Annotated in this window: 29 protein-coding genes and 1 pseudogene; 14 read left to right on the top strand and 16 right to left on the bottom strand. The window is 68.8% G+C overall.

What is annotated here, in order from left to right:
• Positions 1–11: 11 nt before the first annotated feature.
• Positions 12–632: a DUF7848 domain-containing protein gene (locus tag IGS69_RS35065; protein WP_190901782.1), complete on the top strand. Its 621-nt coding sequence runs from the start codon at positions 12–14 to the stop codon at positions 630–632.
• On the opposite strand, the gene IGS69_RS20060 is transcribed toward IGS69_RS35065, so the two are convergent.
• From IGS69_RS20060 to IGS69_RS20050, 3 genes are all read right to left on the bottom strand, one after another.
• Positions 610–1,410: a hypothetical protein gene (locus IGS69_RS20060; RefSeq protein WP_190901779.1), complete on the bottom strand. Its 801-nt coding sequence runs from the start codon at positions 1,408–1,410 to the stop codon at positions 610–612. The two genes, IGS69_RS35065 and IGS69_RS20060, sit on opposite strands and share 23 nt — an antisense overlap.
• 178 nt (positions 1,411–1,588) lie before the next feature.
• Entirely contained in the window at positions 1,589–2,656 is a 1,068-nt protein-coding gene (locus IGS69_RS20055; protein WP_190901777.1) for a ferritin-like domain-containing protein, read from the bottom strand.
• Positions 2,657–2,954: 298 nt separating this feature from the next.
• A complete protein-coding gene (locus IGS69_RS20050) occupies positions 2,955–3,929 on the bottom strand; it encodes a phosphotransferase family protein (RefSeq protein ID WP_190901775.1) in 975 nt (324 codons plus the stop codon).
• A 144-nt stretch (positions 3,930–4,073) separates the two neighbouring features.
• Between IGS69_RS20050 and IGS69_RS20045 the strand changes: the two genes are divergently transcribed.
• The 3 genes from IGS69_RS20045 (at position 4,074) to IGS69_RS20035 (ending at position 6,830) form a co-directional block, all read left to right on the top strand.
• Positions 4,074–4,826: a MerR family transcriptional regulator gene (locus tag IGS69_RS20045; RefSeq protein ID WP_190901773.1), complete on the top strand. Its 753-nt coding sequence runs from the start codon at positions 4,074–4,076 to the stop codon at positions 4,824–4,826.
• Positions 4,827–4,829: 3 nt separating this feature from the next.
• Positions 4,830–5,282, top strand: a complete 453-nt coding sequence (locus IGS69_RS20040; RefSeq protein WP_190901771.1) for a nucleoside deaminase — start codon at positions 4,830–4,832, stop codon at positions 5,280–5,282.
• Between the two features lie 135 nt (positions 5,283–5,417).
• A complete protein-coding gene (locus IGS69_RS20035) occupies positions 5,418–6,830 on the top strand; it encodes a condensation domain-containing protein (protein WP_190901769.1) in 1,413 nt (470 codons plus the stop codon).
• A 15-nt stretch (positions 6,831–6,845) separates the two neighbouring features.
• Here the strand turns inward: IGS69_RS20035 and ccsB are convergent, their stop codons facing one another.
• From ccsB to hemL, 7 genes are all read right to left on the bottom strand, one after another.
• Positions 6,846–7,928 carry a c-type cytochrome biogenesis protein CcsB gene (gene ccsB / locus IGS69_RS20030; RefSeq protein WP_190901767.1) on the bottom strand — a complete coding sequence of 361 codons (1,083 nt, stop codon included), beginning with the start codon at positions 7,926–7,928 and terminating at the stop codon, positions 6,846–6,848.
• Positions 7,925–9,664: a cytochrome c biogenesis protein ResB gene (gene resB, locus IGS69_RS20025; RefSeq protein ID WP_190901765.1), complete on the bottom strand. Its 1,740-nt coding sequence runs from the start codon at positions 9,662–9,664 to the stop codon at positions 7,925–7,927. The genes ccsB and resB overlap by 4 nt, the downstream gene beginning before the upstream one ends.
• Before the next feature lie 3 nt (positions 9,665–9,667).
• Positions 9,668–10,441: a cytochrome c biogenesis CcdA family protein gene (locus IGS69_RS20020; RefSeq protein ID WP_190901762.1), complete on the bottom strand. Its 774-nt coding sequence runs from the start codon at positions 10,439–10,441 to the stop codon at positions 9,668–9,670.
• Positions 10,442–10,454: 13 nt separating this feature from the next.
• Positions 10,455–11,102 carry a TlpA family protein disulfide reductase gene (locus IGS69_RS20015; RefSeq protein WP_190901760.1) on the bottom strand — a complete coding sequence of 216 codons (648 nt, stop codon included), beginning with the start codon at positions 11,100–11,102 and terminating at the stop codon, positions 10,455–10,457.
• Between the two features lie 66 nt (positions 11,103–11,168).
• Positions 11,169–12,458: a polysaccharide deacetylase family protein gene (locus IGS69_RS20010; RefSeq protein WP_190901758.1), complete on the bottom strand. Its 1,290-nt coding sequence runs from the start codon at positions 12,456–12,458 to the stop codon at positions 11,169–11,171.
• Between the two features lie 478 nt (positions 12,459–12,936).
• Positions 12,937–13,635 carry a histidine phosphatase family protein gene (locus IGS69_RS20005; protein ID WP_190901757.1) on the bottom strand — a complete coding sequence of 233 codons (699 nt, stop codon included), beginning with the start codon at positions 13,633–13,635 and terminating at the stop codon, positions 12,937–12,939.
• The gene (gene hemL, locus IGS69_RS20000) at positions 13,632–14,948 is read right to left on the bottom strand and encodes a glutamate-1-semialdehyde 2,1-aminomutase (RefSeq protein WP_190901755.1); all 1,317 of its coding nucleotides are present in this window, start codon (positions 14,946–14,948) and stop codon (positions 13,632–13,634) included. Before hemL ends, IGS69_RS20005 begins: the two co-directional genes overlap by 4 nt.
• Positions 14,949–15,457: 509 nt before the next feature.
• On the opposite strand from hemL, the gene IGS69_RS19995 reads away from it, so the two are divergent.
• Positions 15,458–15,895 carry a hypothetical protein gene (locus IGS69_RS19995; protein ID WP_003974483.1) on the top strand — a complete coding sequence of 146 codons (438 nt, stop codon included), beginning with the start codon at positions 15,458–15,460 and terminating at the stop codon, positions 15,893–15,895.
• Positions 15,896–15,999: 104 nt separating this feature from the next.
• Here IGS69_RS19995 and IGS69_RS19990 read toward each other — a convergent pair whose 3' ends face one another.
• The 6 genes from IGS69_RS19990 to IGS69_RS19965 all read right to left on the bottom strand — a co-directional run bounded on the left by IGS69_RS19990 (position 16,000) and on the right by IGS69_RS19965 (position 19,699).
• Positions 16,000–16,326, bottom strand: coding sequence for a DUF6087 family protein (locus tag IGS69_RS19990; RefSeq protein WP_190901753.1), 327 nt, complete (start codon positions 16,324–16,326; stop codon positions 16,000–16,002).
• Positions 16,327–16,357: 31 nt separating this feature from the next.
• Complete coding sequence (tgmC, locus tag IGS69_RS19985; protein WP_190901751.1) at positions 16,358–17,545, bottom strand: ATP-grasp peptide maturase system methyltransferase; 1,188 nt, start codon at positions 17,543–17,545, stop codon at positions 16,358–16,360.
• Entirely contained in the window at positions 17,535–18,497 is a 963-nt protein-coding gene (gene tgmB / locus IGS69_RS19980; RefSeq protein ID WP_232543588.1) for an ATP-grasp ribosomal peptide maturase, read from the bottom strand. Before tgmB ends, tgmC begins: the two co-directional genes overlap by 11 nt.
• Positions 18,498–18,502: 5 nt before the next feature.
• Complete coding sequence (tgmA, locus tag IGS69_RS19975) at positions 18,503–18,805, bottom strand: putative ATP-grasp-modified RiPP (RefSeq protein ID WP_190901747.1); 303 nt, start codon at positions 18,803–18,805, stop codon at positions 18,503–18,505.
• 121 nt (positions 18,806–18,926) lie between these two features.
• On the bottom strand, positions 18,927–19,289 hold the full coding sequence (locus IGS69_RS19970; protein ID WP_190901745.1) for a hypothetical protein: 363 nt from the start codon (positions 19,287–19,289) through the stop codon (positions 18,927–18,929).
• The gene (locus tag IGS69_RS19965; protein ID WP_190904567.1) at positions 19,283–19,699 is read right to left on the bottom strand and encodes an ATP-binding protein; all 417 of its coding nucleotides are present in this window, start codon (positions 19,697–19,699) and stop codon (positions 19,283–19,285) included. The genes IGS69_RS19970 and IGS69_RS19965 overlap by 7 nt, the downstream gene beginning before the upstream one ends.
• A gap of 253 nt (positions 19,700–19,952) precedes the next feature.
• Here IGS69_RS19965 and IGS69_RS19960 point away from each other — a divergent pair, with 253 nt between their 5' ends.
• The 9 genes and pseudogenes from IGS69_RS19960 to IGS69_RS19920 all read left to right on the top strand — a co-directional run bounded on the left by IGS69_RS19960 (position 19,953) and on the right by IGS69_RS19920 (position 26,781).
• On the top strand, positions 19,953–21,206 hold the full coding sequence (locus IGS69_RS19960) for a helix-turn-helix domain-containing protein (protein ID WP_190901743.1): 1,254 nt from the start codon (positions 19,953–19,955) through the stop codon (positions 21,204–21,206).
• The gene (locus IGS69_RS19955) at positions 21,191–21,721 is read left to right on the top strand and encodes a GNAT family N-acetyltransferase (RefSeq protein WP_190901741.1); all 531 of its coding nucleotides are present in this window, start codon (positions 21,191–21,193) and stop codon (positions 21,719–21,721) included. Before IGS69_RS19960 ends, IGS69_RS19955 begins: the two co-directional genes overlap by 16 nt.
• 105 nt (positions 21,722–21,826) lie before the next feature.
• Positions 21,827–22,660: an AbiTii domain-containing protein gene (locus IGS69_RS19950; protein WP_190901739.1), complete on the top strand. Its 834-nt coding sequence runs from the start codon at positions 21,827–21,829 to the stop codon at positions 22,658–22,660.
• Positions 22,657–23,442: an AbiTii domain-containing protein gene (locus IGS69_RS19945; RefSeq protein WP_190901737.1), complete on the top strand. Its 786-nt coding sequence runs from the start codon at positions 22,657–22,659 to the stop codon at positions 23,440–23,442. Before IGS69_RS19950 ends, IGS69_RS19945 begins: the two co-directional genes overlap by 4 nt.
• 126 nt (positions 23,443–23,568) lie before the next feature.
• Complete coding sequence (locus IGS69_RS19940) at positions 23,569–24,450, top strand: hypothetical protein (protein ID WP_232543587.1); 882 nt, start codon at positions 23,569–23,571, stop codon at positions 24,448–24,450.
• Positions 24,451–24,544: 94 nt separating this feature from the next.
• On the top strand, positions 24,545–24,934 hold the full coding sequence (locus IGS69_RS19935; protein ID WP_190904566.1) for a hypothetical protein: 390 nt from the start codon (positions 24,545–24,547) through the stop codon (positions 24,932–24,934).
• Between the two features lie 183 nt (positions 24,935–25,117).
• A complete protein-coding gene (locus IGS69_RS19930) occupies positions 25,118–25,414 on the top strand; it encodes a hypothetical protein (RefSeq protein WP_232543586.1) in 297 nt (98 codons plus the stop codon).
• Positions 25,392–25,904 carry a DUF6879 family protein gene (locus IGS69_RS19925; RefSeq protein ID WP_190901733.1) on the top strand — a complete coding sequence of 171 codons (513 nt, stop codon included), beginning with the start codon at positions 25,392–25,394 and terminating at the stop codon, positions 25,902–25,904. The genes IGS69_RS19930 and IGS69_RS19925 overlap by 23 nt, the downstream gene beginning before the upstream one ends.
• Positions 25,905–25,931: 27 nt before the next feature.
• A pseudogene (locus tag IGS69_RS19920) lies at positions 25,932–26,781 on the top strand (helix-turn-helix domain-containing protein).
• Positions 26,782–26,847: the final 66 nt, after the last annotated feature.

Raw genomic sequence — 26,847 nt, 5'->3', positions numbered from 1 at the left:
AGGTACGCGACATGGAACCGGGAACGCTCGTCTTCGACCCGCACACGCGCAAGGTCGGCGAGTACCAGGACAGGACCGGCCCGTATGCGATGCTGCGCCCGGTCGGCGGCGGCCGGGAATGGCAGGCCGACCCGGCGAGGATCCGGGAGGCCACCCTGGACGAACGGCTCAGCGCGGGCGTACGCGCGCTCAACGACCGTTCCAGGGAGGGCCTGTCGGCCGATCCGACCCGGCCGCCCACCCCGGTACCCGGATGCGTGGGCTGTGAGGAACTGGCGCTCCGGCGCGACCGCGCACGCGCCGCGTTCGACGGCAGTGCCGTGACGGACGCGAACGTGCTGCTGCGCCAGCACCAACGCGACGAGCACGGTGGGGAATCCACCGGTCGGAGGATCTTCCGGTACGTGCCGTACACGATCGTGCAGGACGCGTCGGCGCAGCCCGAGTACGAGGCGTACTGCGTCTCGGGCGAGGAGGAGGACTGCGGGGCGGGTTCGGGTCCGTGTCAGGCGCCCGGCGAGGTGGAGGAGTGGCAGCGCAGGCACACCCAGGAGACGAGGCACCTGCGCTACCGCCGCAGCTTCGCGGACTACGCCGTGCTCGAACAGGTCACGGCCCGGTCAGCTCCATGATCGGGATCTCGCACCGCACCTGGGCGAGCGCCCCGGACTGGCCCACGGCCGAGGTGTTGTCGACGAACAGCCACGCCCCGACGTTGAACTGGTAGTCGTGGCCGGCCCGCACCGGGACCATGTGGCGCATGACTCCGTCTCCGAACAGGTTCGACTCGAACGTCTCCCGCTCGTTGACGCTGACCCTCTTGCGGAACTTCTTCCGGGACTCGCCGGCCTTCCAGTTCCCTTCCGACATGATGGAACACTCGGTGCCGCCTTCGGCGACGGCCCAGGTACCGATTCCGTGGGCGGCCACTCCGTAGTAGAACTTCATGAACCGCCGGTCGGACGTGGCGGTCAGCACTCCGTCCCGGTCGGGCCTGAAACCGACACCGAAGCCTGCGTGGATCTCGACGAACTTGTTCCGTCCATTCGGTGCCAAGGGCCCGCAGCGGCCGTCGAAGATGACGACACCGTTGGGCCTGTCGATGATGACCGCCTCGGGCGCACCGCCGTCGATCCGGTGCCACGCCCAGCCGAAGTGGAACGGCGGCGCGAAGAAGCTTCGGCCGGCGGCCCTCGGCGGTTCGGTGTAGCCGACCGGTGAGTCCAGCCAGTCGACGTGGAAGTCAGGCTCGACCCTGAGCAACGGCACCGCTCCCTCAGCGGCGTGCCGGGCCTTGTCATCCTGCTCCACGAGGTCGAGCAGGGGCCTGTTGATCGCGTTGGACAATTCCGTTGCGGCGGCTTCACTTTCGAGATACCCGTTACGGGACTCGACGGCCGGTGCCGCCATTGTCCGCACTGAGCGGATCGCTTCTTCTCGTTGTTCCGACGTCAACTGTTCATCATCGTAGACGTCAATGGCTATGTTTTCACTCATACTTCACTATTGCACTCACCGCGGACCATTGCGAGTCGTGACCAACAACGCGAAATGCCCGACTGGTTGAATTCGAATTTACAGTCGGAGATCAAGGGTCCACACACCTGAATTCCGGACCATATGTCTTTCCGCTGCCGTCGGGCAGGGCGCGCTGCATCAGGAGCTGGGAGGGCTCGACGAGCATGCGCATCCGGGTCACCGCCGCCGCGAGTTTGCTCTGCATCACGGCCGTCGCGGTGGCCTCCCAGGCCTCTTCGAGGAAGCTCAGCATCTTGCTGTACTGGAGATTGACCTCCACCAGCCGCTGCCTGGTCTCGTCGTCCGGCGCGGGCAGGCCTCCGGCTTCCCAGCCGCCCACCGGCACCTTCCCCATGGGCAGGGCCGAGGGCATCGCGATGGCGTCCCCGGTGAAATCCCACCGGTCGGGGTTCTCCGACGTCCGGACCAGCCTGCGGCCGTGGAACAGTTCCCGGAAGACGTAGAAGTGGGCGAGTTCCCCCTCTTCACCGGGGTGGGGGTTCTCCGGCGACGCCGTCGTGCCCTCGCCCTGTTCCTTGATGATGCCGATGGCCTTCTCGGCGGCGGCGAGCGAGTTGATCTCCACCACGTCGTTGCCCTCGCCGTGGTGCGACATGAACCGGCGGATCTGATGGGCGCCGGTGATCAGCTCCGGATGCTGCCGGAACGCCTCGCCGATCGCCGCGTAGAAGGCTCCGATGGACGTGTGCCCGCTGCCGGATTCCGCGAGGGGGTCGTCGGGTTCCTCGATCCGGGAGAACAGATCCAGGGACTCCTTGGTCAGCCCGCTCAGGAACACGGTCAGCTCCGGGCGCACTCCCCCGGGCAGCGGGCCGGGATACTTCGGTGCCGTCTGGGCGTCGGCCAGCCGCGGCATACCGCCGATCGTGGTCAGCAGATTCCCGGCGAGCCCCAGATGCGACATCTCGTCGAAGACGATGCGCCGGATGGCCAGGGCCACATCCGATTCCTGGTCCTCGATGGACCACATGGCGCACAGATACGGCGGAAGGGTGGACAGCTCCAGCATGACGGCCTGTTGCAGTGCGTCCTTCAACCATTCGGCATCACGCTGATCATCACGCGTGTCCATCAATTCGACGATTCTGCTGCTCTGATAGCTGACGATGGTCCTCATCGGACGTCACTTCCCCGCTGTGCTCGTGCACCATCAGAAGGCGCATAATGAGTCACGTTTTTCGGCGCGCGTCCCCGATATTCACGAGCCTACGACGCACCCGTACAGCCCGCAGCCCATCCGGAAGCCGGTCAATGCGTCCCCTCGCGGGGCAGCACCTTTCCCGGTGTTCCTTCCGCCATGCCCCTTCCCCCGCCGGCCGCGCCGACCGGCCCCAGGTCGATCAGCCAGTCGGAGGCCCGCATCACGTCCACGTTGTGTTCGATGGTGACGACGGAGTGGCCCGCGTCGCCTTGGCTCAGCCCAGCGTGTCCATCAACGAGATGACATAGGCATCCAGCCGCTCCTCCACGGCTCGTGTCGTCAACTCGGTCCGTCCTGCCTCCTGCCACGGCTGCGCCACCCACTGAACTTCTTCCGAGAACGCCATTGGCGCCCGCACCTGCCAGTACAGCCGTTCGTCTGCGGCCGCGGCCGGCATCCCGCCGGCCTCCTGGTACGCCTCGGTGAAGCGCAGGCCCCACGCCGGGCCGTGCAGCAGCGCGAGATTGGTGGAGCAGTGGGCCACGTCGAGGTCCGCCGGGCCCCAGGAGGCCGCCGCCCAGTCGACGACGCCGGTGATCCGGGCACCAGTGGCACCGGCCGGGTCCTCGGGCGGCAAGTCAAACAGCACGTTGCCTGGCTGGAAGTCCCGGTGCAGGAACCGCCCTTCGTAGCGCGGCGCGGGCTTGCGGATCACGTCGATCGCGGCGGCCCAGACCACGGCGTCGGCGCCCTCGGGGGCCACGACCGTGTCGGCGGTCGTCAGCGCCACGTACTTCCGGGGCCGGACGGCCGGCCGCACCGCGTGGACCGCCACGAGTTGACGGGCCAGCAGAGGCAGGCGCGTCTCCAGCCCCTCGTCGTCGAGGACCGTCCGGCCCGGCAGGTGGGTCATGAGGAGCGAGGGGTACTCGCACTGCGCGGCGGTCGGATCGACGGCGACGAGTTCGGGGGTCGGCACGCCGGTGCCGGTGAGCGCGGTCAGGGCGTCGGCCTCCCGGTGCAGGAGGTCCTCGGCCGGCCCCTGCCAGGTCGGGTCGACGAAGGAGCGCAGCACCAGGTGCCGGGTGCCGCCGCCCCGCGTGCCGATGGTCAGCCTCCGCATGTCGGCGGTGGCACCGCCGTGCAGCGCCTCGCCTCCGGCGATCCACTCGCCGGCCTCCAGGTGCCGGCCCACCCAGGCCAGTGTCAACGGCCGGACAGCCGCCGTCTCATCATGATTGGTCACCATGCCACCTCACCATCCGGACGGTGGCACGCATGTCGATGGCGGTCGCGCAGGTTGCCGATAGCCCCGTACAGGAGCTCAGTCTCACCGGACCCCTGCCGGCACACACCCCGGCCCCTGGGGCCGCCTGCCGTAACCTCCAAATCGATGACGAACGTCCGCCGCCTCCGCCCCGTCGACCTGGCCCGGTCGGCCGGTGTCTCGACGCAGCAGATCCGCAACTACGAGGACGCCGGTGTGCTCCCGCCCGCCGCGCGGACCGCGTCCGGCTACCGCGTCTTCGGGGAGACGCACCGGAGCGCGCTGCTGGCGTACCGGACGCTGATGCGGGGGTACGGGCCGGTGACCGCGACGGCGATCATGCGGACCGTGCACGAGGGGGACGTCCCCGGCGCGCTCGCGCGGCTCGACGCCGCCCATGCCGCCCTGCACAAGGAGCGGGTGTCCCTGCGGGCGGCGAGCGAGGCCCTGGAGCTGCTCGCGGCAGAACCGCCCGCCCCGCTGCCGCGTTCGGGCGGGCTGCGCATCGGGGAGGTGGCGGTGCTGCTGGGCGTACGGACGTCGGCGCTGCGGGTGTGGGAGGGGGCCGGGCTGCTCACGCCGGGCCGGGAGCGCGCGACGGGGTACCGCCTCTACGCGCCGGCTGATGTGCGCGACGCCCGGCTCGTGCACACCCTGCGCCGCAGCCACTATTTGTTCGACCAGATCCGGCCGGTATTGGAGGGGCTGCGGCGAGAAGGCGGCAGCGCGGCGCTGCGGGCGGCCGTGGCGGCGCGCGGTGAGGCGCTGACGGCCCGCACGAGGGTCATGATCGAGGGCGCGGGGGCTCTGCACGCCTATCTGGAACGGCGCACGGCGGCCGAGCCGGGTTACGGAGCGGCGGAGCCGGGTCATGGATGAGTCATGGACCAGGCACGGGCACGCACATGGCTCACGACCGCCGTCGAGGAGGCCCGTTCCGGGCTCGCCGAGGGCGGCATCCCGATCGGTGCCGCGCTGTACGGCGCCGACGGCACCCTGCTGGGCCGCGGCCACAACCGCCGTGTCCAGGACGGCGATCCGTCCCTGCACGCGGAGACGGCGGCCTTCCGCGCGGCCGGACGGCAACGCACCTACCGGGGCACGACGATGGTGACGACCCTGTCGCCCTGCTGGTACTGCTCCGGCCTGGTGCGGCAGTTCGGCATCTCCCGGGTGGTGATCGGCGAGGCGGTCACCTTCCACGGCGGCCATGACTGGCTGGCCGAACACGGTGTGGAGATCGTGCTGTTGGACGACGCCGAATGCGCCGGGCTGATGCGCGACTTCATCGCCGCACACCCCGCGCTCTGGAACGAGGACATCGGCGTCAACTGAGCACATCGGGCAGGCCCCGTATCGCCGTTCGAGATGCCATCCGTTTCCCTGAAATGCTGCGACATGCGGTGTGGTCGGTGGCGGGCTCGGCATTCCCTTGATCGGGTCTGTCCCAACTGCGAACGGAGACGCCCCGTGCGAATGACCGACATCCAGCGCTGCGACGTCCGGCCTGGACGACTCGTCGAATGGACGCTCAGTCCCGCGACCGTCGCGACGGCGAAGGCCCTGCCCGAGGACTCCCGGCCTCCCGCCTACATCCAGGAGTCACATCTGCGGACGGCGCGGTCGGTGCGCGAGGACGGGCTGTTCGTGCCGACCTGGATCGGCGCCGCCTTCGACCTGCCCGGCCGGGCCGACCTGGACGCCCTCGGTCAGGCCCTGCGCGCCTGGACACTGCGGCACGAGACGCTGCGCAGCGGCTTCCGCTGGGCGGGCGGCCCGGGCGACTCGATCCGCCGCTTCACCCTCGACCCGGCGTCCGTCTCCCTGCACCGCGAGGACGCCGGCGAGTTCACCGACCCGGCGGCCCTGGCCCAGCACCTCCAGGACCGCTTCGACACCACCGCCGACGCGCTGCGCTGGCCGAACCTCATCTACACGGCCGTCGTCCGCGACGACTCCACCAGCGTGTACATGGCCTTCGACCACAGCAACGTCGACGCGTTCTCCATCTACCGCATCCCCGCAGAGATCCAGGAGCTGTACACCGGCCACCTCACCGGCAGCGCCCCCGAGCAGTCGCCGGTCTCCAGCTACGTCGACTTCTGCGAGGCCGAGCGGGCGGACGCCGACCGGATCGACGCGGACCACGAGATCGTCGCCCGCTGGCGGGAGTTCATCCGGCGCTGCGACGGGCGGCTGCCGAGCTTCCCCGTCGACCTCGGCCTGGAGCCGGACGGCGCGCTGCCGACCCAGAAGCTCATGCGCGAGATGCTCGTGGACGCCGACGCGGCCGCCGCCTTCGAGGCGTACTGCCGCCCCTTCGGCGGCTCCCTGGTCGGGCTGCTGGCCGCCACGGCCCTGATCGTCCACGAGATCGGCGGCGAGCCCGTCTACCGGACGGTGGTGCCCTTCCACACCCGGGCCAAGTCCGCCTACTCGGACTCGGTCGGCTGGTACGTGGGCGGCGCCCCGATCGAGGTGCCGGTCGCCGAGGCGCCCGACTTCCCCGCCGCGCTGAAGACCGTACGCGCCGCGCTGCACGCCAACCGGCCACTGGCCCGCATGCCGCTGGCCCGGGTACTGCGGCTGCTCGGCGCGGACTTCCGGCCGACGTCCCCCGACATGTACTCGATCGTGTCGTTCGCCGACGCCCGCGGCATCCCCGAGTCCGCCACCTGGACCGAACGCAACGCCTACGGCCTGATCCGGGTGTCCTACGGCGACCAGGTCTGCGCCTGGGTCACCCGGCTCCACGAGGGCCTGTGGTTCGCGTCCCGCTACCCGGACACGGATGTCGCGCACAAGAACCTGCGGCTGTACGCCGACCGGCTGCGCGACATCGTCGTGTCGGTCGCGGACCACGCCCCCGCCGCCCGGCGGTGACTGCCCCGGCGGGAACTACACGTCCGCGTAGGAGTGCTTGCCGGAGACGAAGATGTTCACGCCGTAGTAGTTGAACAGCCAGCAGCCGAAGGCGATGAGGGCCAGGTAGGCGGCCTTGCGGCCCTTCCAGCCGGCCGTCGCGCGGGCGTGCAGGTAGCAGGCGTAGGCGACCCAGGTGATGAAGGACCAGGTCTCCTTCGGGTCCCAGCCCCAGTAGCGGCCCCAGGCGTCGCCCGCCCAGATGGCGCCCGCGATGATCGTGAACGTCCACAGCGGGAAGACGGCCGCGTTGACGCGGTAGGAGAACTTGTCGAGGGAGGCGGAGGAGGGCAGCCGCTCCAGGACGGAGGTGGCGAAGGTGCCGGGCGTGCCGCCGCTCGCCAGCTTGCTCTCGTAGGAGTCCTTGAACAGGTACAGGATCGTGGCCATCGCGCCCACGTAGAAGACCGCGCCGCAGAAGATCGCCGTCGAGACGTGGATGTACAGCCAGTACGAGTGCAGCGCCGGGACCAGCTGGTCGCTGGCGGTGTAGAGGACCGTGACCGCCAGGCCCAGGTCGAGCAGGACCGAGGTGATCAGGAACAGGCCGAGCCAGCGCACGTTCTTCTTCAGCGCCAGCAGCCCGAGGTACACGCCGACCGCGACCGTGGAGAACGTGATGTTGAACTCGTACATGTTGCCCCACGGTGCGCGCTCCACCGACAGGGCGCGGGTGAGGACACCGCCGAACTCGATCAGGAAGGCAAGCACCGTGAGAGAGATGGCGATCCGGCCGTACAGGTCGCCCTGCTCGTCCCCGCCGTGCGCCCCGGGGCCGTCCGGCACGTCGCGCCGGCCGGCGGCGGCCCGCACGGTGACCTTCGGCCGCTCCAGCACGGCGGTGCCGCCGGACTGGTTCACGGTGACGGCCGGGGCCGCCTTCCCGGCGTCCGCCTTGGCGGTGAGCGCGGCGGCGGTCCGGCCGACCTTGCTGCGGCTGCCGAAGAGCCATTCGGCGATGTACGCGAAGAAGGCCAGGGTGTAGACGGCCATCGCGGAGTAGATCAGTACGTTGCTGATCTCCGCGAGGTTTTCGTTGGTGGCGGCGGCGAGAGTCACTGCTTCTCAGCCCCTTCGGCAGGTACGGGGGGTTCGGTACCCGGCTCCTGGTCGGGGTCGGGGAAATCTGCGGGGTCGTCGGGGGCGCCGGGCGCCTGCTCGTAGAGGTCGCCGGCGAGGTGCCCCAGTTCCTCGGGGACCTTGGCGGACTCGCTGCGGCCGAGGCCGGCCATCTCGACGACGGTGACGCCGTCGGCGCCCTTGACGGCGCGCACCCAGACGCGGCGGCGCTGGATGAACAGGGAGGCGGCCAGGCCGCCGATCGCGGCGAGGGCACCGGCGAGGGCCCAGCCGCTGCCGGGCTGCTGGACGACCTGGAAGCCGGCCCACTCCTTGATGTCCTTGCCGAAGGTGACCGAACCGGCGCCGTTCGGGAGCGTCATGGTCTCGCCGGGCTTCAGCAGCTTCTTGAACAGCTTGCCCTCGGAGTTCTTGAACTCCTTCATGTTGCTGCGGTCCATCTGGTACACGCTCTGCGGGATGCCCGAGTCGGCCCCGAGGTCGCCGTGGTAGGCGGACAGCGCGAGCAGCGGATTGTCCAGCGCGGGGAACTGCGACAGCATCGTGCCGCTGGCGTGGCCGCCGAAGGTCGGCACGAAGAACGCGTTGAAGCCGAGCTGCTCCTTCTCGCCCTTGGCGTTGCGGTAGCCGTCGAGGACCTTGACGACACCGGAGGAGGTGACGTTGGCGTCCAGCGGCAGCAGCGGTACGGCGTCGTCGAAGACGACCTTGCCCTTGGCGTCGCGGACCGTGACGACCGGGGCGTAGCCGTGGCTGACGAGGTAGACCTTGGAGTCGCCGATCTCCAGCGGGTGGTTCACCTCGACGGTGTCGGTCTCGTCCTTGCCGTAGGCGCCCGCGCTGTAGGTGATGCCGGCCTTGTAGACGCGCGGGGTGCCCTTGTTGGGGCCGGTGCGCTCGTAGGTGCCGGTGAACTTCTTCAGGTTGAAGCTGAACGGCACCAGGTCGTCCGACGTGAAGAGGTTGCCGGACTTGAAGTCGTCGTACTGGGTGAGGGTGTTGGAGAAGCCGTTGCCCTCGACGACCAGCTTGTTGCCCTCGGACTTGTACAGCTGGCCCCAGGCGAAGGCGACCAGCATCACGATGAGGGCGATGTGGAAGACGAGGTTGCCGACCTCGCGCAGGTAGCCCTTCTCGGCGGCGACGGCGTCCCCGGTGCGGTGGGCGCGGAAGCGGCGCTTCTTCAGCAGGGCGAGAGCGGCCTCGTGGACCTGCTCGGGTTCGGCCGTGGTGCGCCAGGTGGTGTGGGCGGGCAGCCGGTTCAGCCGCCGGGGCGCGCCGGGCGGCAGGCCGCGCAGCTGGCCGACGAACTGCCAGGTGCGGGGCACGATGCAGCCGATGAGGGAGATGAACAGCAGGATGTAGATCGCGGAGAACCACACCGAGCTGTAGACGTGGAACATGCCGATCTTGTCGTAGACGTCCCCCAGCGTCGGGTGCGCCTTGCGGAAGTCGGCGACCTTCGTCTCGTCGCTGCCGGACTGCGGGATGAGCGAGCCGGGGATCGCGCCGAGGGAGAGCAGCAGGAGCAGCAGCAGGGCGACCCGCATGGAGGTCAGCTGCCGCCAGAACCAGCGGGCCCAGCCGATGACGCCCAGGGCGGGCAGGTTGGGCGCCTCCTCCTTGGGGGCGGTGGACAGCTGGGAGCCGGCGTCACCCAGCTCCTGGTCCTCGGCGGCGGAGGGGGCCGGGTCGGAGGCGGTGGTCTTGCTCATCGATCAGATCCCCACAGTGAAGCCGTCGGACCAGACCTGCATCTCCTGCACGATGCGGTCCCACGCGCCGGTCAGCAGCAGCAGACCGGTCACGATCATCATGGTGCCGCCGATCCGCATCACCCAGACGTAGTGGCGCTTGATCCAGCCGAAGGCTCCCAGGGCCTTGCGGAAGGCGACCGCGGCGAGCACGAACGGCACGCCCAGGCCCAGACAGTACGCGATGGTCAGCACGGCACCGCGTCCGGCGCTGGCCTGGTCGATGGCGAGCGCCTGCACGGAGGCGAGGGTGGGGCCGATGCAGGGCGTCCAGCCGATGCCGAACAGGGCGCCCAGCAGGGGCGCGCCGGCCAGCCCGGCCACGGGCCGCCGGTGGAAACGGAACTCCCGCTGGGTGAGCCAGGGCATCAGACCCATGAAGAAGACGCCCATGAGGATCATGAGGACGCCGAGCACCTTGGACAGCACGCCCTGCTGCTCCTGCAGCGTCTGTCCGAAGTAGCCGAACAGCGCCCCGCCGGAGACGAACACGGCGGTGAAGCCCGCCACGAACAGGGAGGCGCCCGCGACCATCCGGCCGCGCCGCGCCTCGGCGAGGTCGGTGCCCGCGACGCCCGTCACATAGGACAGGTAGCCGGGCACCAGGGGCAGGACGCAGGGCGAGAAGAAGGAGACGACCCCGCCGAGCAGCGCGATCGGCAGGGCGACCAGCAGGGCGCCGTTGAGCACCGTGCCGTTGGGGTCCGCCACCGCGGCGAGCGTGGTGAGGGCGCTCACGTCACTACTCCGCTCACTTCTCGGCGACGACCGGCTTGAGCATCTTCAGCAGCCGTTCCTCGCTGAGCGCGGACAGCGAGCGGGCCGCGATCTTGCCGTCGCGGTCGAGGATGAGCGTGGAGGGGATCGCCTGCGGGTTGAGGGTGCCCTTCTTGAAGCGCAGCAGCAGCTTGCCGGTGGGGTCGTAGAGGCTGGGGTAGGTGATGTCCCAGTCCTTCTCGAAGGCGAGGGCCGCGCCGGTGGAGGTGTCCCGGGTGTTGATGCCGACGAACTGCACGCCCTTGCCGGCGTAGGCCTTGGAGACCTTCGCGAAGTACTTGGCCTCGGCGCGGCAGGGGTTGCACCAAGAACCCCACACGTTGAGGACGACGACCTTGCCCTTGTAGTCGGCGACGTCGAGGGTCTTGCTGGCGATGGTCTTGCCGGACAGGTCGGGGGCCGGGGTGCGCTTGCCCTGGGCGACGGTGGCGACGCCGTCGGTGCCGGTGACGAAGTTGGTGTTGCCGCCCCCGCCGGAGGTGCCGCCGGAGCCGCACGCGGTGACGAGGAGTGCGCTCGCGGCGAGACCGGCGGTCAGGACGGCGCTACGGCGGACACGGCGGGTGCGCTCGGTGGCACGGGTCGTGCGGTTCGAACGCTGGGGGGCGCTGTCGGCACTCATGTGAAAAGTTTCGCATGCCCGTTCTGGGACTCTCGCCCACCCCCCTTGCGGGCGGAAGACCGCATTTCAGGCGGCGTTCCGCGAGGGGTCCGCGCCGGGCGTGGAGGTCCGGCCGGTGAACTCCCGCCAGCCACCGGCCGGCTGCTGTCCGACGCCGAGCGTGCGGAGCTTTTCGAGCACCTCGGGCCGCTGCGCGTCCAGCCAGTCGGTGAACTGCCGGAAGGAGACGAGACGCACATCCGCGCCCTTCTCCTTCTCGCGCGCGATGTGCTTGAAGGACTCCTCGACGGCGTCCATGTAGATGCCGCCGTTCCACTGTTCGAAGTGGTTGCCGATGAACAAGGGTGCCCGGTTTGTCTCATATGACCGCTTGAATCCCTGGATGTACGCCTGCGCCGACTGCTTCCGCCAGCCCGGGTAGTTGTGGGCGGGTGCCTTCGTGGTCGCGAGGGACTGGTTGGCCAGCATGTTGTAGTCCATCGACAGGACCTCGAAGCCGCGGCCGGGGAAAGGTATCTGCTGCAGGGGCAGGTCCCATATGCCCTGGCGCTTGGTGGGCCAGACCTGGAGACCGCCGGGCGAGGAGGCGTCGTAGCGCCAGCCGAGCTCGCGGGCGGTGGGCAGCAGGTTGTCCTGGCCGAGCAGACAGGGCGTACGGCCGCCGACGAGTTCCTTGTCGTAGTCGAACGGCAGCGACGGCAGGTCGGTCCAGCCGGTGTTGGTGCGCCACTCCTTCACGAAGGCCTTGGCCTGGTCGATCTCGCTGCGCCACTGCCGGGGCGTCCAGTTCTTGACGGAGCCGTGGGACTCGCCGCAGAAGTGCCCGTTGAAGTGGGTGCCGATCTCGTGGCCCTCGAGCCAGGCTCGGTGGACGTTCTTCAGGGTCGCCTTGACGTGGTCGTCGGTGAGGTAGCCGATGTCGGAGGCGCCGCGGGGGTTGTTGGGCGGGTTGTAGAGGCGCTTCTTCGACTCGGGCAGCAGGTACAGCCCGGACAGGAAGAAGGTCATGCTCGCGCCGTGCTCCTTGGCGAGGTCCAGGAAGCGCGGGAAGAGGCCGTTGCCGACCTCGCCGGCCCCGTCCCAGGAGAACACGACGAACTGCGGCGGGGTCTGGCCCGGCTCGAGCGGCTCGGGCGCCGAGGGCTGGTGGGGCTGCTTGCCGGTGTGACTGGTCGACCCGTCGCCGATGGGGCGGGCGGTGGGCTTGGGCTTCGCTCCGCCCTGCGCGGAGTCGCCGCCGGAACCGTCGGCCTGGCGGGAGTCGTCCGAGCCCGTGAGACCGCCGCACCCGGCGAGCGAGACGGCGGCGGCTCCCGCGCCGAGTCCGAGCATTCCCCTGCGGGAGAGAGCGCGCATGGCATCCCCGATTCATCACGTCGTGCTGGTCACCCAGTCAGAGGACGTGACGAACGGGGAGGTTCCGCGTGTTTGCGCAGATTCCGTAACGAAGCAGTCGTAAGCGAGCGGAAGAGGTCGCGGAGAGGGGTTTACGCACTGGCCTTGGGGCGGAGACGGGGGTGTGCCTCAGGGGGTGTCTCCCGCCCCCGCGGCGGAGACGGGGCGTGCCTCACAGAGGTCCCCCGTCCCCCGGGGCGGCGTGCGCGGCTGCCCGGGATTCCGCCCGGGCCGGAGCCCTCGTCCGCGCACGGTTCATGCCCGTCGCGCCGCGAGCGCGCTCGACTCTGGGCTCCCCTCACCGAAGCGGCGAGACCGCGAGCCCCGCGCCCGCGGCAGCGCCACGCTCCCGGGTCGCGGGGGTCCCCGGGGGCGGAGGGGGAGTGCGCTTCCGCCCGGATCGGCGCGCTCGTCCACACCCCGTTGACGCGGGCCGCGCCTACGCCCCGAAGGCCTTGGCCTGGCCCTTGACCGGCTTCGCGCCGGCGAGGAGGTGGGCCGGGACCAGGTCGCGGGCCGGCTCGGTGTAGCCGACGGAGACGATCCGGTCGCCCTGGTACGTGAAGGTCGTCAGCGAGGCGAGCGTGCACTGGCGCTTGCGCGGGTCGTGCCAGAGGCGCCGGCGCTCGACGTACGACCGGACGATCCAGATGGGCAGCTGGTGGCTGACCACGACCGCCTCGTGCCCCCGGGCCTTGTCCTTCGCCGCGCCCAGCGCGCTCATCATGCGGACGACCTGGTCGACGTACGGCTCGCCCCAGGACGGCCGGAACGGATTGACCAGGTGCTTCCAGTTGCCCGGCTTGCGCAGCGCCCCGTCCCCGACGCCGAACGTCTTGCCCTGGAAGATGTTGTCGGCCTCGATCAGCCGCTCGTCGGTCGCCAGATCCAGCCCGTGCGCCTTGGCGATCGGCTCGGCCGTCTCCTGCGCCCGCTCCAGCGGCGAGGCGACGACGTGCGTCACATCACGGCCGGACAGGTGCTCGGCGACCCGGTCGGCCATGCGCCGGCCCAGGTCGGAGAGGTGGTAGCCGGGAAGGCGGCCGTAGAGGATGCCGTCCGGGTTGGCGACCTCGCCGTGCCGCATGACGTGGACGACGGTGATGTCCTCGGCGCTGTTGCTCCGCTGCTCGCTCATGCCGTGGCCTCCGCAGCCGCCCGGGCCGCCGCCGGAAGGGCGTCGGCGATCTTCTGCACGGCCCGCTCGTCGTGCGCGGTGGACACGAACCAGGACTCGAAGGACGACGGCGGCAGGTAGACACCGTTCGCGAGCAGCGAGTGGAAGAACGCGGTGAAGCGGAAGGACTCCTGCGTCTTGGCGTCCTCGTAGTTCCGCACGGGCCGGTCGGTGAAGAACACCGAGAACATGTTGGAGGCGGTCTGCAGCCGGTGCGCGACGCCCTCCTTGCTCAGGGCCCCGGTGACGAGCCCCTGGATCTCCTTCGACACGGCGTCGACCTTGGCGTACGCGGCGTCGTCGAGGAGCCGCAGCTGGGCGAGCCCGGCCGCGGTGGCGACGGGGTTACCGGAGAGGGTGCCGGCCTGGTAGACGGGCCCGGCCGGGGCGAGGTGGGCCATCACGTCCGCCCGTCCGCCGAAGGCCGCCGCCGGGAAGCCGCCGCCCATGACCTTGCCGAAGGTCATCAGGTCGGGGACCACGCCGTCGACCCCGAACCAGCCGGCGCGGCTGGTCCGGAAGCCGGTCATGACCTCGTCGGAGACGTAGAGCGCGCCGTTCTCGGCGCAGATGTCCTTCAGGCCCTGGTTGAACCCCTCGGCGGGCGGGACGACGCCCATGTTGCCCGGGGACGCCTCGGTGATCACACAGGCGACCTCGCCGGGGTGCGCCCGGAAGGCCTCGCGGACGGCGTCGAGGTCGTTGTACGGCAGGACGATCGTGTCGCCGGCCTGCGCGCCGGTGACGCCGGGGGTGTCGGGCAGCGCGAAGGTCGCGACGCCGCTGCCGGCGGCGGCGAGCAGCGAGTCGACGTGCCCGTGGTAGCACCCGGCGAACTTGATCACCTTGGTGCGCTGGGTGAAGCCGCGAGCGAGCCGGATGGCGGACATGGTCGCCTCGGTGCCGCTGGACACGAGCCGCACCTGCTCGAGCGGCGCGACCCGCGCGACCATCTCCTCGGCGAGCGCGACCTCGCCCTCACCGGGCGTGCCGAAGGACGTACCGCGGGAGACGGCGTCCTGCACGGCGGCGATGACCTCGGGGTGGGAGTGCCCGAGGATCATGGGCCCCCAGGAGCAGACGAGGTCGACGTACTCCCTGCCGTCCGCGTCCGTCAGATAGGGACCGGTGCCGGACACCATGAACCGCGGCGTGCCGCCGACGGCTCGGAAGGCCCGCACCGGGGAGTTCACGCCGCCGGGCGTGACGGCCGCCGCGCGATCGAACAGAGCCTGCGAGGCCGGTGCTTCATACGGATATGCCAGTTCACTCATGACCTGCGACTTCTCCGACCTTCTCCGACGCTGTCGGGCTCCGGGTGCCAGTGACCTGTTCAGGGTAGGCCAGGGGCGTGCGCGGGCGGGGCAGGGGACAACCGGCCCCGGGGCCGCCGTCGTCTGCGAGACTGGTCCCTGATACACACAGCTCAAACGGCCCGGGGCGGTCGGAGGCTGCGGAGATCCTGCGGGCAGATGTTTCAGCGCACGTTTCGGCGGGCGGCCGTGGGGGAGGTCACTGACACGATGATCGGGTTGCGCGGCGGGGGCGACGCGTTCTGGAAGAGCAGTCGGGTGGAGATATGCATCGCGGTGGCGGACTGGGCGAGGGGACCGATGACCTGGGTCCGCGACGTGCCCGGCGGGGAAGGCACCGGCGCGACGCGGAGGACGCTCAGGAGCCGCGTCGGACACAGGGTCGGCCGAGTGAACCGGAGCGAGCCTCCGGACGTACTGAAGGCCAGGTGGAGGATCTTTCGGCCGGGAGCAGCGGGAATGGTGGTCGGGTGGGGGTGACGTACAAGTACTTCGGTGCGCCCGACGGCGCGACCGCGGCCCGCGTCCCGATCTCGATGCGCCCCGAGGAGCTCGGCGGTGACGAGCTCGGCATGAACGGCATGTTCACGAAGATCAAGCCGGAGACCATGGCGGCGATGGTCCTCACGGGCATCGAGGGCGTCCCCCTGCACAAGGTTCCGCCGCTGGAACTGGTCGTCCTGCACCCCGACTACGCGGTGGTCAAACTCCCCATGACGGTCGTCGACCCCCTGCGCGGCATCGGCGAGGAGGCGGTGGGCGCGGCGGCCTTCATCTGGTCGACGGTCCCGGACCGGGGCGGCCCCCGGGACGCGTTCAACGTCTACCAACTGCTGCACGAGTGGCAGGACTTCAGCCACCGGCTGCATGAGGCGGGGCATCAGCCGTACTGCCTTGTGTGGCCCTGAGGCGGGGATCGTCCGCGGCACGTGAGGCGGGGCTTTGAGCTCCGCCTTTGTCATGTGAGGTGCCGTTCCACGCCCGCAGCGGGCCTCGGGCGCGGCAGCGTTGATCACGTCTGGGTCCGGCTGCCACTGTCTGGCCCGGGCGCCCGGGGTTTGCGGTGCTTGCCGGTGCCGGGACCGAGCGGCTTCGGCACCGGCCCTGAGGGTGCGGGCTTGCCGGCCTCCGGGTAGAGAACGGCTTGGGCCTCGGCCAGGCCGGCTGCGAATCCGTACAGCTCCCAGGTGTGCCCGTTCCAGCGCTCGATGGCGCGGGGCGCATCCGGATGCAGATGTGATGCCCTGGGCCCGTTGCCGGGCACAACCGGCACGGCGCGCAGTCGGCCGATCTTCGCGTCACGGCGTTCCGCCCACTCCGTCAGCGGTTCGTCGTCCATCCTGGCGTTCCTCGCGTTGGTGGCGGCTGTCTCAGGAGGGTAGCGGCCACTGCGGACCGCTCGGGTTCCCGAGCCAGACGGCCTGCTGGTCGCGGGCGACGGTCATACCGAACGCCGCGGTGTTGGGTGAGCCGTATTCCTCCCAGGTGGCCACCGCCGACTCGATCGCGTCCCACAGGCGCCGAGGGCCGCCCTGGCGGACCTGCCAGCCACTCTCCGTGGGAGCGAGGACGGCGAAGGAGTCAGTCACGCTGTCCAACAGAAACGTGCTGACCGGGCCGCCGTCGACTGCCATCGAGAAGAAGCGGGCGTCCGGCGCAGCGAGCTGCGCCATGAATGCCGGACCGGAGCTGGTGAGCACCTCTGGCCCGCGTGCGGCTTTCCGTACCGTCCCGTCTTCGGGGCCTGGGACCATGCCAAGGCTCTCCGGTGCGTCCTGCTGGCGGGCGACCATGAAGCTCGGGTCGTCCTCGCTGAACCAGCCGCTCGCGCTGTCACCGGTGACAATGAGTTTGACCAAACCGAGGGAGCGCATCCAGCCGCGAAGGGTGGTGAGGATGAGGCCGCCCGGGCGGACCTGCTCCAACCAGGCGGGCGGGATGCTGCGGAAGCCGCACGTGGCGATCAGCCGGTCGTACGGGGCTCCGTCGGGGTGGCCGACGCGGCCGTCCCCCACCAGCAGGTGGGGGGTATGGCCGGATCCCGTGAGGGCGTGGCCGGCTCGTCGGGCCACGCCCTCGTCCGTCTCGATCGAGGTCACGCTCTCGCTGCCAAGCCGGTGGCACATCAGTGCTGTCGAGTAACCGGTTCCGGTGCCGATCTCCAGCACCTTCATGCCGTCCTGCACATCCAGGTCTTCGAGCATCCGGACCACGAGGCTCGGCAACGTCGACGACGAGGTCGGGGTCGCATTGCTGATCGGCTTCAGGTCGGCCCAGTCGGTGTCCCGGCCGTCGAACTGGGTCATCCATGTCTCGTCGGTGTAGACAAGCCGTAGCCACTCCTCCTTACCGACCGTCTCCGGTGTGACCGGCTCCCAGGTGGTGACGCCCGGGGCGTGGCTCTCCCGGTAGAAACGCGGGATGAATCTGTGGCGGGGCACGGCCTCCACGGCGGCCCGCCACTGCGGCGAGCGCAGCCAGCCGTCCTTCTCCAGTTGTCGGGCGAGCCGGCGCCGGAGATCGGCTGCGGCCGTCTCGATGTCGGTTTCACTGGCCACGGAGTCCTCCTTCCAGGAGATCGGTGAGTGCGGCAGTCATCGGCAGACCGGTCGGCGGCTCCATCCAGGCCCACTGCCCGGAAGGATTGCACTCGATGAAGATCCACTCGCCGCGGTCGGTCAGAGCGAAGTCGAACGCCCCGAAGACGAGCCCGAAGTGCTTCAGATAGGCGCGCATCGACCGCTCCACCGCGGGTGGCGCGGCAAGCGGCGTGTATGTGTGAGTGCCGTAGTCCGTACGCCAGTCGAGGAGACCGGAGTCGATCCGCACGGCGAAGATCTGCTCGCCGATCACAGTCACCCGGATATCGGCAACCTTGCGCACCCGCTTCTGGAAGAGGTGCATGGTGCCGGACACGGAATCGTCGATCTCGTCGACGGTCACCTCGGTCACGGGGACGGTCTGGGCCTTGCCGTCGACCAGGTAGAGCGGAACCGAGATCGGCTTGAAGATGACGGCACCTTGCGCCTTGATGAAGGCCCGCGCGTCGTCGGGAACGTTGGTGATCAACGTCGGCGGAAGCGTGAAGCCGGCCGCCGCCGCTGCCGCGAGCCCGACTGGCTTGTACTCGGCGTCGCCGATGTGATTGGGGTGGTTGACGTAAAGGCAGCCGGGCAGCGAGGTCAGGATGCCTCCGAGCCCGTAGCGCGCCTGGGCGACGGCGAAGCGTTCGTCCTGCTTGTCGAGGTGGGGGAAGGCAAACCCGGAGGGGCGCCGGTAGTACACGGAACGCACCGCGCCCAGGTCGGCACGTCGGCTCGGGGTCTGCACTCTTCCCCGCCAGCTGTGGGTGCCGCCGATGGCGGCCGAGCACGACAGGGTGGCGGGGAAGTCACCGGAGTCGAACCGCACGACCGGGACGCCCCGGTCGTGCAGCTCGGCGATCACGAAGTCCGCGGTCGGGTCGTCGAGGTTGGTGACGACCAGGACCGGACGATCGTCGTTCGTCACCAGAGTCACTGGTCGGTGTCGTTCCCCGTGTCGCTGTCCGGGGAGTCGCTGTTGCGGTCGCCCTGGCCCGTGGTGCCGGTCGCGGGATTCGTACCGGAGGATGTGCCGTGGCCCGGGGACATGGTGGGCGCCCCGGAAGTGTCGAAGTACCGGGCGGTCTGCGTCTTCGGATCCAGCGTCACCGTCGCGTAGACGGGGCCCTCGACGGGCGGGTACGGGGCGATGCGACGGAGACCCCACGGGGCCGCCGTGAGATGCCCCTGCGGCAGCGGGCTGCCCGTGGGGAATCGATCCATGTGGTTGAACACGGTCTTCCTTCCTGTCAGAAGTTCTGTCCTTCGGCTGACTTGCTCACCCGCACGGCATCGAGGAACACGATCCTGCTTGTGCGGGAGTCTCAGGGGCGCCGGGAAGAAGAGGCGCCGGGGCCTACGTCGAAACCGGACCGGGATTCCGCAGTCCGTTCAGGACCCGTTGAAGGAGGCTGATGTCCGGTGCGCGGGCCTCGACTGCCAGTCGGCCGTCGCCGTACCAGCGGCTGAGCTGCTGCCGCCACGCGATCTCGGCACGCTGCATCTCCGCGCGGATCTCGCCGAGAGCCAGTCCCGACTCGACGCGCAGCCGCACAAGGTCGGCGGGAGTTATCCGGACCGGCTCTGGGACAACAACCGCGCCGGCATCGTCAGACGCACGCGTCGGGCCGAAGGCCAGCTGCACGCACGCGTCCGGGAACGGGTCGCCGACCAGTTCCTCCGGGGGCAGGAGTCGTAAGGAGATACGCGAGATCAGCATGCGGTCGGCACCCTCAGCTCTGCCCAGACGAGCTTGCCCCAACGATGCAGGTCGTAGCCCCACCGCCAGCTCAGCGACTCGACCAGGAGCAGACCACGGCCGCCCTCCGAGTCACCTTCAGAACAGCCCGGTTCCGGGGTGTCTCGGCACTTGTCGGCAACGCCGATCCGAATCACTTCGGCCGTCTCGCGCCGAACCATCACACGGACCACGTGACAGGGCGTATGGCTGACGGCGTTGCTGATCAGCTCCGAAACGATCAGAGTGCCTACCTCGGCCAACTCGCCTATGCCCCAGGTGTCCAGAGCCGCGGAGACAAGCAGACGTGCGCGGCGCGCGGATTCCGGCTCGCACGGCACCGTCTCGGTGTAGCCCGGAACACCGGTCGCGGTTGGTTTGGCGGCGGTCATGGTCACGGGGTCATCCCTCCGAGGCTGGGACGCCCGCCCCGCGACGGGTGCGCAGGGGCGGGCCTTCCTCCACGCCATCGAGAGGCAGGAAGGGGAATCTCGCCCGCTCAACGGCTGGTACCGAGTCAACGGCCCTTGGTCGACGGCGAACAGGAAATGTCGCGCCCCGCCGTGCCTCCGCGAACCGGAAGACTTTACGCTCTGGTGACCTCGGGTCTGGTTCGGCCAGTGACCGCAGGGCTACGGTCGGTCCATGGGAGCGAACGCCATCCTCAAGAGTCGGATGGAGGAACTCGGGCTCACCCAGGAAGAATTGGCTGGTCGGATGAACGCTGCGCTGGCAGAGATCACCGGCAGGCCCGGTGACGTCTCCGACCGCACAATCCGCAACCTCCTCAACGGGAGCTCCCGCCGCCCCATCGGACGCACGTGTGCAGCCCTGGAGCGGGTGTTCGGTTGTCTCGTCGAGGACTTAGGGTTCAGCGCACCACGCACCATGCAACACCCGCAGGAGGACCCCGTGCGGCGTCGCACTTTCCTCACCTCAGCGACCGGAAGCGCGGCTGCCGCCGTTCCCTTGGTGGCGCAACGCCGGACCGTCGGCATGTCGGACGTGGCCCGGGTCGCTGCCGGGATGAACGCCCTTGTCGAAGCCGACGACCGCCAGGGCGGACACACGGCACTGGAGAAGGCCGCCGCCCAGGGCCGCACCAGGGTGCTGGAACTACAGCAGCGCAACGCCGGCGAACGCGTCCGCCGAGCGCTGTACGCACTGGCCGCCGAGTACACCACCATCGCCGCCTGGTCCTGCATCGACGCCCGCAATCTCGACCAGGCCCAGAGCTACCTGAACGAATCAGCGACGTACGCCGGCCTCTCCCAGGACGGCCCTACCGAAATGCGGGTGTGGGTCAACCTCTCGATGCTCGCCTACCAGCGGCAGAACTGGCCCGAAGCGCTCGCAGCGGCCCAGGCCGCGCAAGCCTCCTCAGCGGCTCGCCGAGACCCGTTCTTCGATTCGCTGGGCCGAGTCCGCGTCGCCCTCGCGTACGCGGCTCTCGGTGACGGCCGTGCGGGCCTGCGTTCACTGGGATCAGCCCAGGACACCTTCACGAGAGTGGCCGACCGAGAGCGTCCGCGCTGGACCGCCTTCTACGGGCAGGCCGAACTTGACCACCTCGCCGCAATCGTCCAGTTCAACAGCGGACGCCACCCTCATGCCGAAGCCATGGCGCACCGCGCCCTGGCCAGGATCCCGACCGCCTTCCGGCGCAACAAGGCCCTCGCGACCGCCCAACTCGCCCTCGCACAGCTCCACCAGGGAGAAACAGAACAGGCCACGGCCTCAGCCACCGACGTGTTCACCATCATGGATGGTGACCCATTGCCCGGCCGTATGCGCACGCTCATGGGCGACTTCCACCGGGGCCTGTTCGTCATGGCTCCCTCCGCCTCCTACGCACGAGACTGGGCAGACCGCATGCGAACCGAATGGAGCCGAGCGTGACCGACCTGCGTCACTTCCAGCACGGAAACCTCCCCGAGGTCTTCCGGCAGATACTCATCGACGTACACGCCGACGCCTACGCCGACCAGATGGACGACCCCTTCCACCAGCGCTTCGCCTGGTTCGTCGACCACTGGACCGGCATGGACGGCTTCTCCTGCGTGGTGGCGTACGACAAAGACGAACCGGTCGGCTTCGCCTACGGCGCCCCGCTCGCCCCCGGCCGCGAATGGTGGCGCTCCACCGCGTACGAGCCGAACAACGGCTATTCCTCCACCTACGCGGTCTCCGAAGTGATGGTGCGCCCAAGCTGGCGTAAGCAGGGAATCGCCGACCGCCTGCACGAGGCGCTACTCAAGGAACGTACGGAAGACCTCGCCGTGCTGCTGGTCGACGTCACACACCCCAAGGTCCAAGCGCTCTACGAGACATGGGGATACGCCAGAGTCGGCGAGCAGCAACCATTCGCGGACTCACCGGTGTACGCGGTCATGGTCAAAGACCTTCGGGACTGAGTCAGGGACTGGAGCACATGACTCCCTTGGCTCTGATGGCAAGGCGAGGTGCCAGGACGACGAAATCGACCAGTGCTGTCAGTGGGGCAGGGCAGACTGGACACCGTGACGACACCCGACATCCGAGGGCTGGCGCAACTTGAACGCGCCGTCCTGGATGACACCGCCTCTCTCGCTACCGCCCTCCGGCGGTGCATCATGCTGGCTGGCTACGCCCACCACGGGGAACTGCGCGCCTGGGCGCTGAAGGAGCTGGAAGGGTACGCGGCGGCTGATGAGCTGCCCTCGTACCGGAAGGTGCCGGCCGCGCTCGAAGTCGTGGTGGACCTCTATCTGCCGGGCCAGATCATCCGGGGCAACACCCAGCGGATCAGCCCGGGGCAGCTACCCCAGCCCGCTCGGGATCGCGGCATCGGAGAGAGCGCACCGATCCGACAAGGAGTCCGGGAACTCGAAGCCGTCGTCTCCCGTGGCGACACAGTGGTACGTCTGAGCCCGCCCGGCTCGGCTGAATACGTCCTGCTGATGACACAGGAACAGCACCAGTTGGGAAACGAAGGCTCCCACATTACGTCTCTGCACTGGGACGTCTCCGTTGCCAGCATCGAAGGCGTCCTCGATCACATCAGAACTCGTCTGACCCAGTTCGTCGCGGAAGTGAGAGCAGCCATGCCCGCCGGCCAGCAGAACCCCAACCCCGACCAGATCGACTCGGCCGCACAGCAGGCCCTTAACATCACGGGAGGCGACGGCTCCACCTTCAACATCACCGCGCCGAACGCGAAGGCGGACCGGGGCGGCACTGCGAGCGCCAACATCAACGAACCCACACCCGCGACTCCGCAGCCCTGGTGGCACCGCAGCTCAGTCATCTGGACCGCCATCGGAGCGGTGGCGGCGACCGCCAGCGTCATCGCCACCGTGGTCTTGACGAAATGAGACTCGGCCGAAGCCGACTCGACCGGCTGGAGCGCCACGTCCTCAACGAGAGCCGCTCGCTCGCCCCAATCCTGCGGCAGGTGATTACCCTCGGCGTCGACGCCCGCTCCGCAGCGCTGCGCACTTGGGCCCTGCTCGAACTCCAGGGCTATGAGGGTACGGATGTGCCGGTCCCCGACTACCGGAAGATTCCTGCGCCCCTGGTAATGGACGGCCACACCGGGAGGTTCCAGTTCCGGGAACAGCCGGTCAGCATGTTCGACTTGCCGGACTTCGCCCGTGACAGCCTGGGCGACGAACTCCGCCTCGGGGTCGGTGTGGGCCAGATCGAGTCGCTGATCGCCAGGCATCCAGGCCAGACCGTGCAGCTCGGTCCGGCTTTGGCTGCCGAACTGGCCGTGGTGATGAGCCAGAACTCCCCCAGGCAGGTGCTCAGGGTGTACTGGTCGGTGCACGTGTCAGCCCTGGAGGGTGTCCTCGACCAGGTCCGTACGCGGCTCCTTCAGTTGGTCGGGGAGCTGCGGGCAGCGATGCCGCATGGCCAGCAGGACCCGACACCGGACCAGGTTGCTCAAGCCCTCCAGAACATCAACATCGTCACCGGCGAGAATTCCTCCGTGACTGTCACCGCACCTGTCGCGGTCGCGCACCGACGCGGATCAGCACGCGCAGAGATTGGAGGAACGGCACATCGCACCTTCCCACGGGCAGCGGTCGTGTGGGCCGTTTTGGTCGCCCTCGTAGCCGCCGTTGCGGCCGTTCTTTGGGGCACGTGGCTCTGAGCCAGCCCTATTCGACAGGGCCTACGAGCATGGGAGACGGCGCCGATCGCAGGCCAGCTCAACTGGCCGCCAAGCTCTGTAGAAAATGCCGGGCATGTCAGGGCCTTGGGGGAGAAGATGCTCATCATGGACGAGACTGCAGTCGACGACTGGTCACCGGCAGACAATCCCTACGCAATCGCCGTATCGGAGGCTCAGTGGGCACGGCGTGATGTCGCGCTGTGCGTCCGGCGCATCCATGCTGGCAATGAAGTCGTCGGTGGGTTCGACTCAAGGCAGATCGACGCACGGCACTTGTGCATCGCGCTGCGGCAGTTGCTGACGGCGGAGACATTGGAGCAGGCCGCGCTGGCCGATCTCGGCATGGACCCGATGGTCGGACAGACGCTGGAACAGGCACGCAAGCGATTCGAACTGTCGCTGCCGGACATCACGCAAATCCGAAACGGACTCATCCACTTCGAGAACTGGTCACGTGGCCTGGGCCACGGTCCGCAGAGCCAGCGGGTCAAGGCTGGTGACGAACCGCGCGACGTGGCTCGCGCTTTCTGGGGTTTCGGCTACGACATCACTACCGACACTGTCTCCATGGGGCCCTACCGAATCAACGTCACTGCCGCCGAGGAGGCCGCCGCCGAACTGGCTCATGCGATCTACATGGCCGCGCGTGCTGTCGACATGAAGAACACCGCCGACCATCGTGATGCCGCCGCCCAGGTCCTCACCGACGCCGAAGTCCCTTGCGCACCGGCGGGGCCGGTCCAAGTCTCTGCAGGGCTCGACGGACGTGTGTGGCTCTCCCTCGACTCCACGGCCGTCGCTGGGGGGGCCGAACGCCGCACCTTGTCTCGGAAGGCACTCTCCGCACTCGCTGGCGCGGGGTTCGGCATCACGTCGCTCGGGCAATTTCAGGCTGCCGATCCAGCTCTCCGACTCGCTGCTGGGCAGGCGCTCCGCATCGAACCATGCGCCGCACGGCAGGCGCTCGCTACGGCGCCGCAAGGCTGAAGGGCGACAGTGCTGCTGCGGAGTACCTGGCTTGATGCAATCGCAGACCCAACTGGTCTCTGTCCATTTTGGACCACACCACCAGGAGGAACCAGTGTCATACCCGCAACTGCTCACCCCCGAAGAGAAGCTCGCCGACGCGAAGAAGCAGCTGAGCCTCCCACGTATCGTCGTGATCTGCGGCTCCACCCGCTTCATGACCGAGATGATCGAGGCCGATCTGCGGGAGACCAAAGCCGGAAAGATTGTCGTCAAACCGGGCTGTGACATCAAGTCGCCGCACGAACTTTGGTCCGATCCTGTCGAGGCCGAGACGCTGAAGGTTCGACTCGACGATCTGCACCGGGCGAAGATCCGGCTCGCCGATGAGGTGCTCGTAGTCGGCGACTACATCGGAGACAGCACCCGAGCCGAAATCGCCTACGCCCGGTCGCTGAGCAAGCCCATGCGGTTCACGCACCCCGAAGTCGACCCTGACGCCTGACCGCCCGCTGCCACCTCGACAACCAGGGTCGGCACCCCCGTCTCGCGGTGGCTTCGGCCGCCGCCCACCCCACACCCCCTGCAGGCATCACTTGGAATTGATCATTTATCCCAATTCCGTCTTGCCCTCACGTCCGCACCCACAGCCAGGCACACTGTCCCGCAGAGAAGAAAGCGGGAGCACATGGACGGGACAACAGCGATTCGCCTCGGGCTGCGACACTTCCGCACGAGCCTGGCTGAGAAAACCAAGCTCCAGGACTCGGCCGCCGGAAGGGAAACCTTCTCCGCCGCACTGCAACAGTTCGAGGAACAGATGAAGGCGGCGGAGGTCGTCTCACCCGCCACTCGCCCCATCAACCTGTACTACGGCCTCGTCCAGATGGACATCCCCGGACACAAGTCGGTGGTGGAGATCCCCCGGCGCATGATGCAGTTCTTCCTGGAGGTGAAGAAGGATGACGAGGACACCGACGTTTGAGGAGCTGTTCCGCGACTGCCAGAGGACCGCGGTCCACCTGGAGATGCGCGACGCCTACATGAAGTCGGACCCGGCCTTCGTCGACTGGAAAGCCGGCCAGGCCCTCGACCCCGCCGAGCGGTGGGCCGACTGGCACACCCTCGTCTCCGCCGCCACTTCCCGAGGGGTCGAAGTACGCCGGGCGCGAATCGTCTCGACGCCGCTCAGCGAGTACATCCGCTTCGAGTACGACGTGACCGACGGGCTGAACATCGCCGCCGGCGAAGACGTGCGCTGGCTCTCGCGCCGCAGCGCGACGGACCTCGCGCTGCCGGGCAACGACTTCTGGCTGTTCGACTCCAGCCTGGTCCTCGTCAACCACTTCGACGGCGACGGCGAGAACATGGAGGTGGAGCTCACGGATGCCCCCGAGGTGGCGAAGCTCTGTGAGTCAGCTTTCGAGGCCGTGTGGCAGCGGGCGACACCGCACGCGCAGTTCGCACTGGCCTGACGGCCAGAACAGCAGCCTCGCACCGACATGACCTCACCCTCCTCGAGCGTCCAGGAAGCCCGCAAGGCACTCGGACAACGCCTCGCCGAGACCCGAAAGGCAGCCGGACTCACCAAGCGGGCGCTGGCCCAGACCCTGGGTTGGCATGAGTCGAAGGCTTCGCGCTTCGAAAGCGGCGCCCGCGCGCCCTCGGAGGGCAACCTTCGCGAGTGGTGTGCCGCGTGCGCCGCGGAGGATGAGGCAGAAGACCTCATCTCAACGGCCCGTGGGATCAAAGGCATGTATATCGAGTGGCGCAAGATGGAGCGCCATGGGCTCAAGTGGGCGCAGGAATCTGTGGTTCCCCTCTGGGAGCGCACGGAGGCATTTCGCATTTACTCGCCGTGGCTCATCCCTGGCCCCGTGCAGACGGCCTCGTACATCACCGCACTTCTCACCTCCATTCGTGACCGCCGAGGGCTTATCGACGATGTGCCGGCGGCCGTCAAGGTGCGCGTAGAGAAGCAGCAGGTCGTCTACGGCAACCACACGTTCGCCATTCTCCTGGAAAGCGTTCTGCGGTATCGCATCGGCGGAACCGACGTGTTGGCGGGCCAACTCGGCTACCTCCTCAGCGTCATGGCACTCCCCTCGGTGAGCATCGGCATCATCCCTCAGGACGCCGACCGATCAGGGCTCTGGCCCGTAGAGGGTAGAGGGGTTCTTCCTGTACGACGACGAGCTGGTGAACGTCGAATTGGTCTCGGCGCATCTCAGCGTCGTCCAGAAGCACGAACTTGCCATGTATGCGAAGACGTTCGGCGAGCTGGCCGAACTTGCCGTCTACGGCCCATCAGCGCGTGAACTCATCACGGCGGCCATCAATTCTCTAGGGTGAACGTCGGGCAAGTTCGGGCACATTCATGGAGGCCTGGTCGCCCCTCTTCTTAGCTTTGTCATCACG

Origin of the sequence: Streptomyces tuirus (assembly GCF_014701095.1) — a bacterium.
In the GTDB taxonomy this organism is placed as follows: domain Bacteria; phylum Actinomycetota; class Actinomycetes; order Streptomycetales; family Streptomycetaceae; genus Streptomyces; species Streptomyces tuirus.
This window is presented reverse-complemented; position numbering and strand designations above follow the sequence as displayed.

What these genes read in the sequence shown, in the direction of transcription:
- IGS69_RS35065 (WP_190901782.1), top strand. Translation starts at nt 12, where the DNA reads ATGGAACCGGGAACGCTCGTCTTCGACCCGCACACGCGCAAGGTCGGC.
- IGS69_RS20060 (WP_190901779.1), bottom strand. Translation starts at nt 1,410, where the DNA reads ATGGCGGCACCGGCCGTCGAGTCCCGTAACGGGTATCTCGAAAGTGAA.
- IGS69_RS20055 (WP_190901777.1), bottom strand. Translation starts at nt 2,656, where the DNA reads ATGAGGACCATCGTCAGCTATCAGAGCAGCAGAATCGTCGAATTGATG.
- IGS69_RS20050 (WP_190901775.1), bottom strand. Translation starts at nt 3,929, where the DNA reads ATGGTGACCAATCATGATGAGACGGCGGCTGTCCGGCCGTTGACACTG.
- IGS69_RS20045 (WP_190901773.1), top strand. Translation starts at nt 4,074, where the DNA reads ATGACGAACGTCCGCCGCCTCCGCCCCGTCGACCTGGCCCGGTCGGCC.
- IGS69_RS20040 (WP_190901771.1), top strand. Translation starts at nt 4,830, where the DNA reads ATGGACCAGGCACGGGCACGCACATGGCTCACGACCGCCGTCGAGGAG.
- resB (WP_190901765.1), bottom strand. Translation starts at nt 9,664, where the DNA reads ATGAGCAAGACCACCGCCTCCGACCCGGCCCCCTCCGCCGCCGAGGAC.
- IGS69_RS20015 (WP_190901760.1), bottom strand. Translation starts at nt 11,102, where the DNA reads ATGAGTGCCGACAGCGCCCCCCAGCGTTCGAACCGCACGACCCGTGCC.
- IGS69_RS20010 (WP_190901758.1), bottom strand. Translation starts at nt 12,458, where the DNA reads ATGCGCGCTCTCTCCCGCAGGGGAATGCTCGGACTCGGCGCGGGAGCC.
- IGS69_RS20005 (WP_190901757.1), bottom strand. Translation starts at nt 13,635, where the DNA reads ATGAGCGAGCAGCGGAGCAACAGCGCCGAGGACATCACCGTCGTCCAC.
- hemL (WP_190901755.1), bottom strand. Translation starts at nt 14,948, where the DNA reads ATGAGTGAACTGGCATATCCGTATGAAGCACCGGCCTCGCAGGCTCTG.
- IGS69_RS19990 (WP_190901753.1), bottom strand. Translation starts at nt 16,326, where the DNA reads ATGGACGACGAACCGCTGACGGAGTGGGCGGAACGCCGTGACGCGAAG.
- IGS69_RS19970 (WP_190901745.1), bottom strand. Translation starts at nt 19,289, where the DNA reads ATGCTGATCTCGCGTATCTCCTTACGACTCCTGCCCCCGGAGGAACTG.
- IGS69_RS19965 (WP_190904567.1), bottom strand. Translation starts at nt 19,699, where the DNA reads ATGACCGCCGCCAAACCAACCGCGACCGGTGTTCCGGGCTACACCGAG.
- IGS69_RS19960 (WP_190901743.1), top strand. Translation starts at nt 19,953, where the DNA reads ATGGGAGCGAACGCCATCCTCAAGAGTCGGATGGAGGAACTCGGGCTC.
- IGS69_RS19955 (WP_190901741.1), top strand. Translation starts at nt 21,191, where the DNA reads ATGGAGCCGAGCGTGACCGACCTGCGTCACTTCCAGCACGGAAACCTC.
- IGS69_RS19945 (WP_190901737.1), top strand. Translation starts at nt 22,657, where the DNA reads ATGAGACTCGGCCGAAGCCGACTCGACCGGCTGGAGCGCCACGTCCTC.
- IGS69_RS19940 (WP_232543587.1), top strand. Translation starts at nt 23,569, where the DNA reads ATGGACGAGACTGCAGTCGACGACTGGTCACCGGCAGACAATCCCTAC.
- IGS69_RS19930 (WP_232543586.1), top strand. Translation starts at nt 25,118, where the DNA reads ATGGACGGGACAACAGCGATTCGCCTCGGGCTGCGACACTTCCGCACG.
- IGS69_RS19925 (WP_190901733.1), top strand. Translation starts at nt 25,392, where the DNA reads ATGACGAGGACACCGACGTTTGAGGAGCTGTTCCGCGACTGCCAGAGG.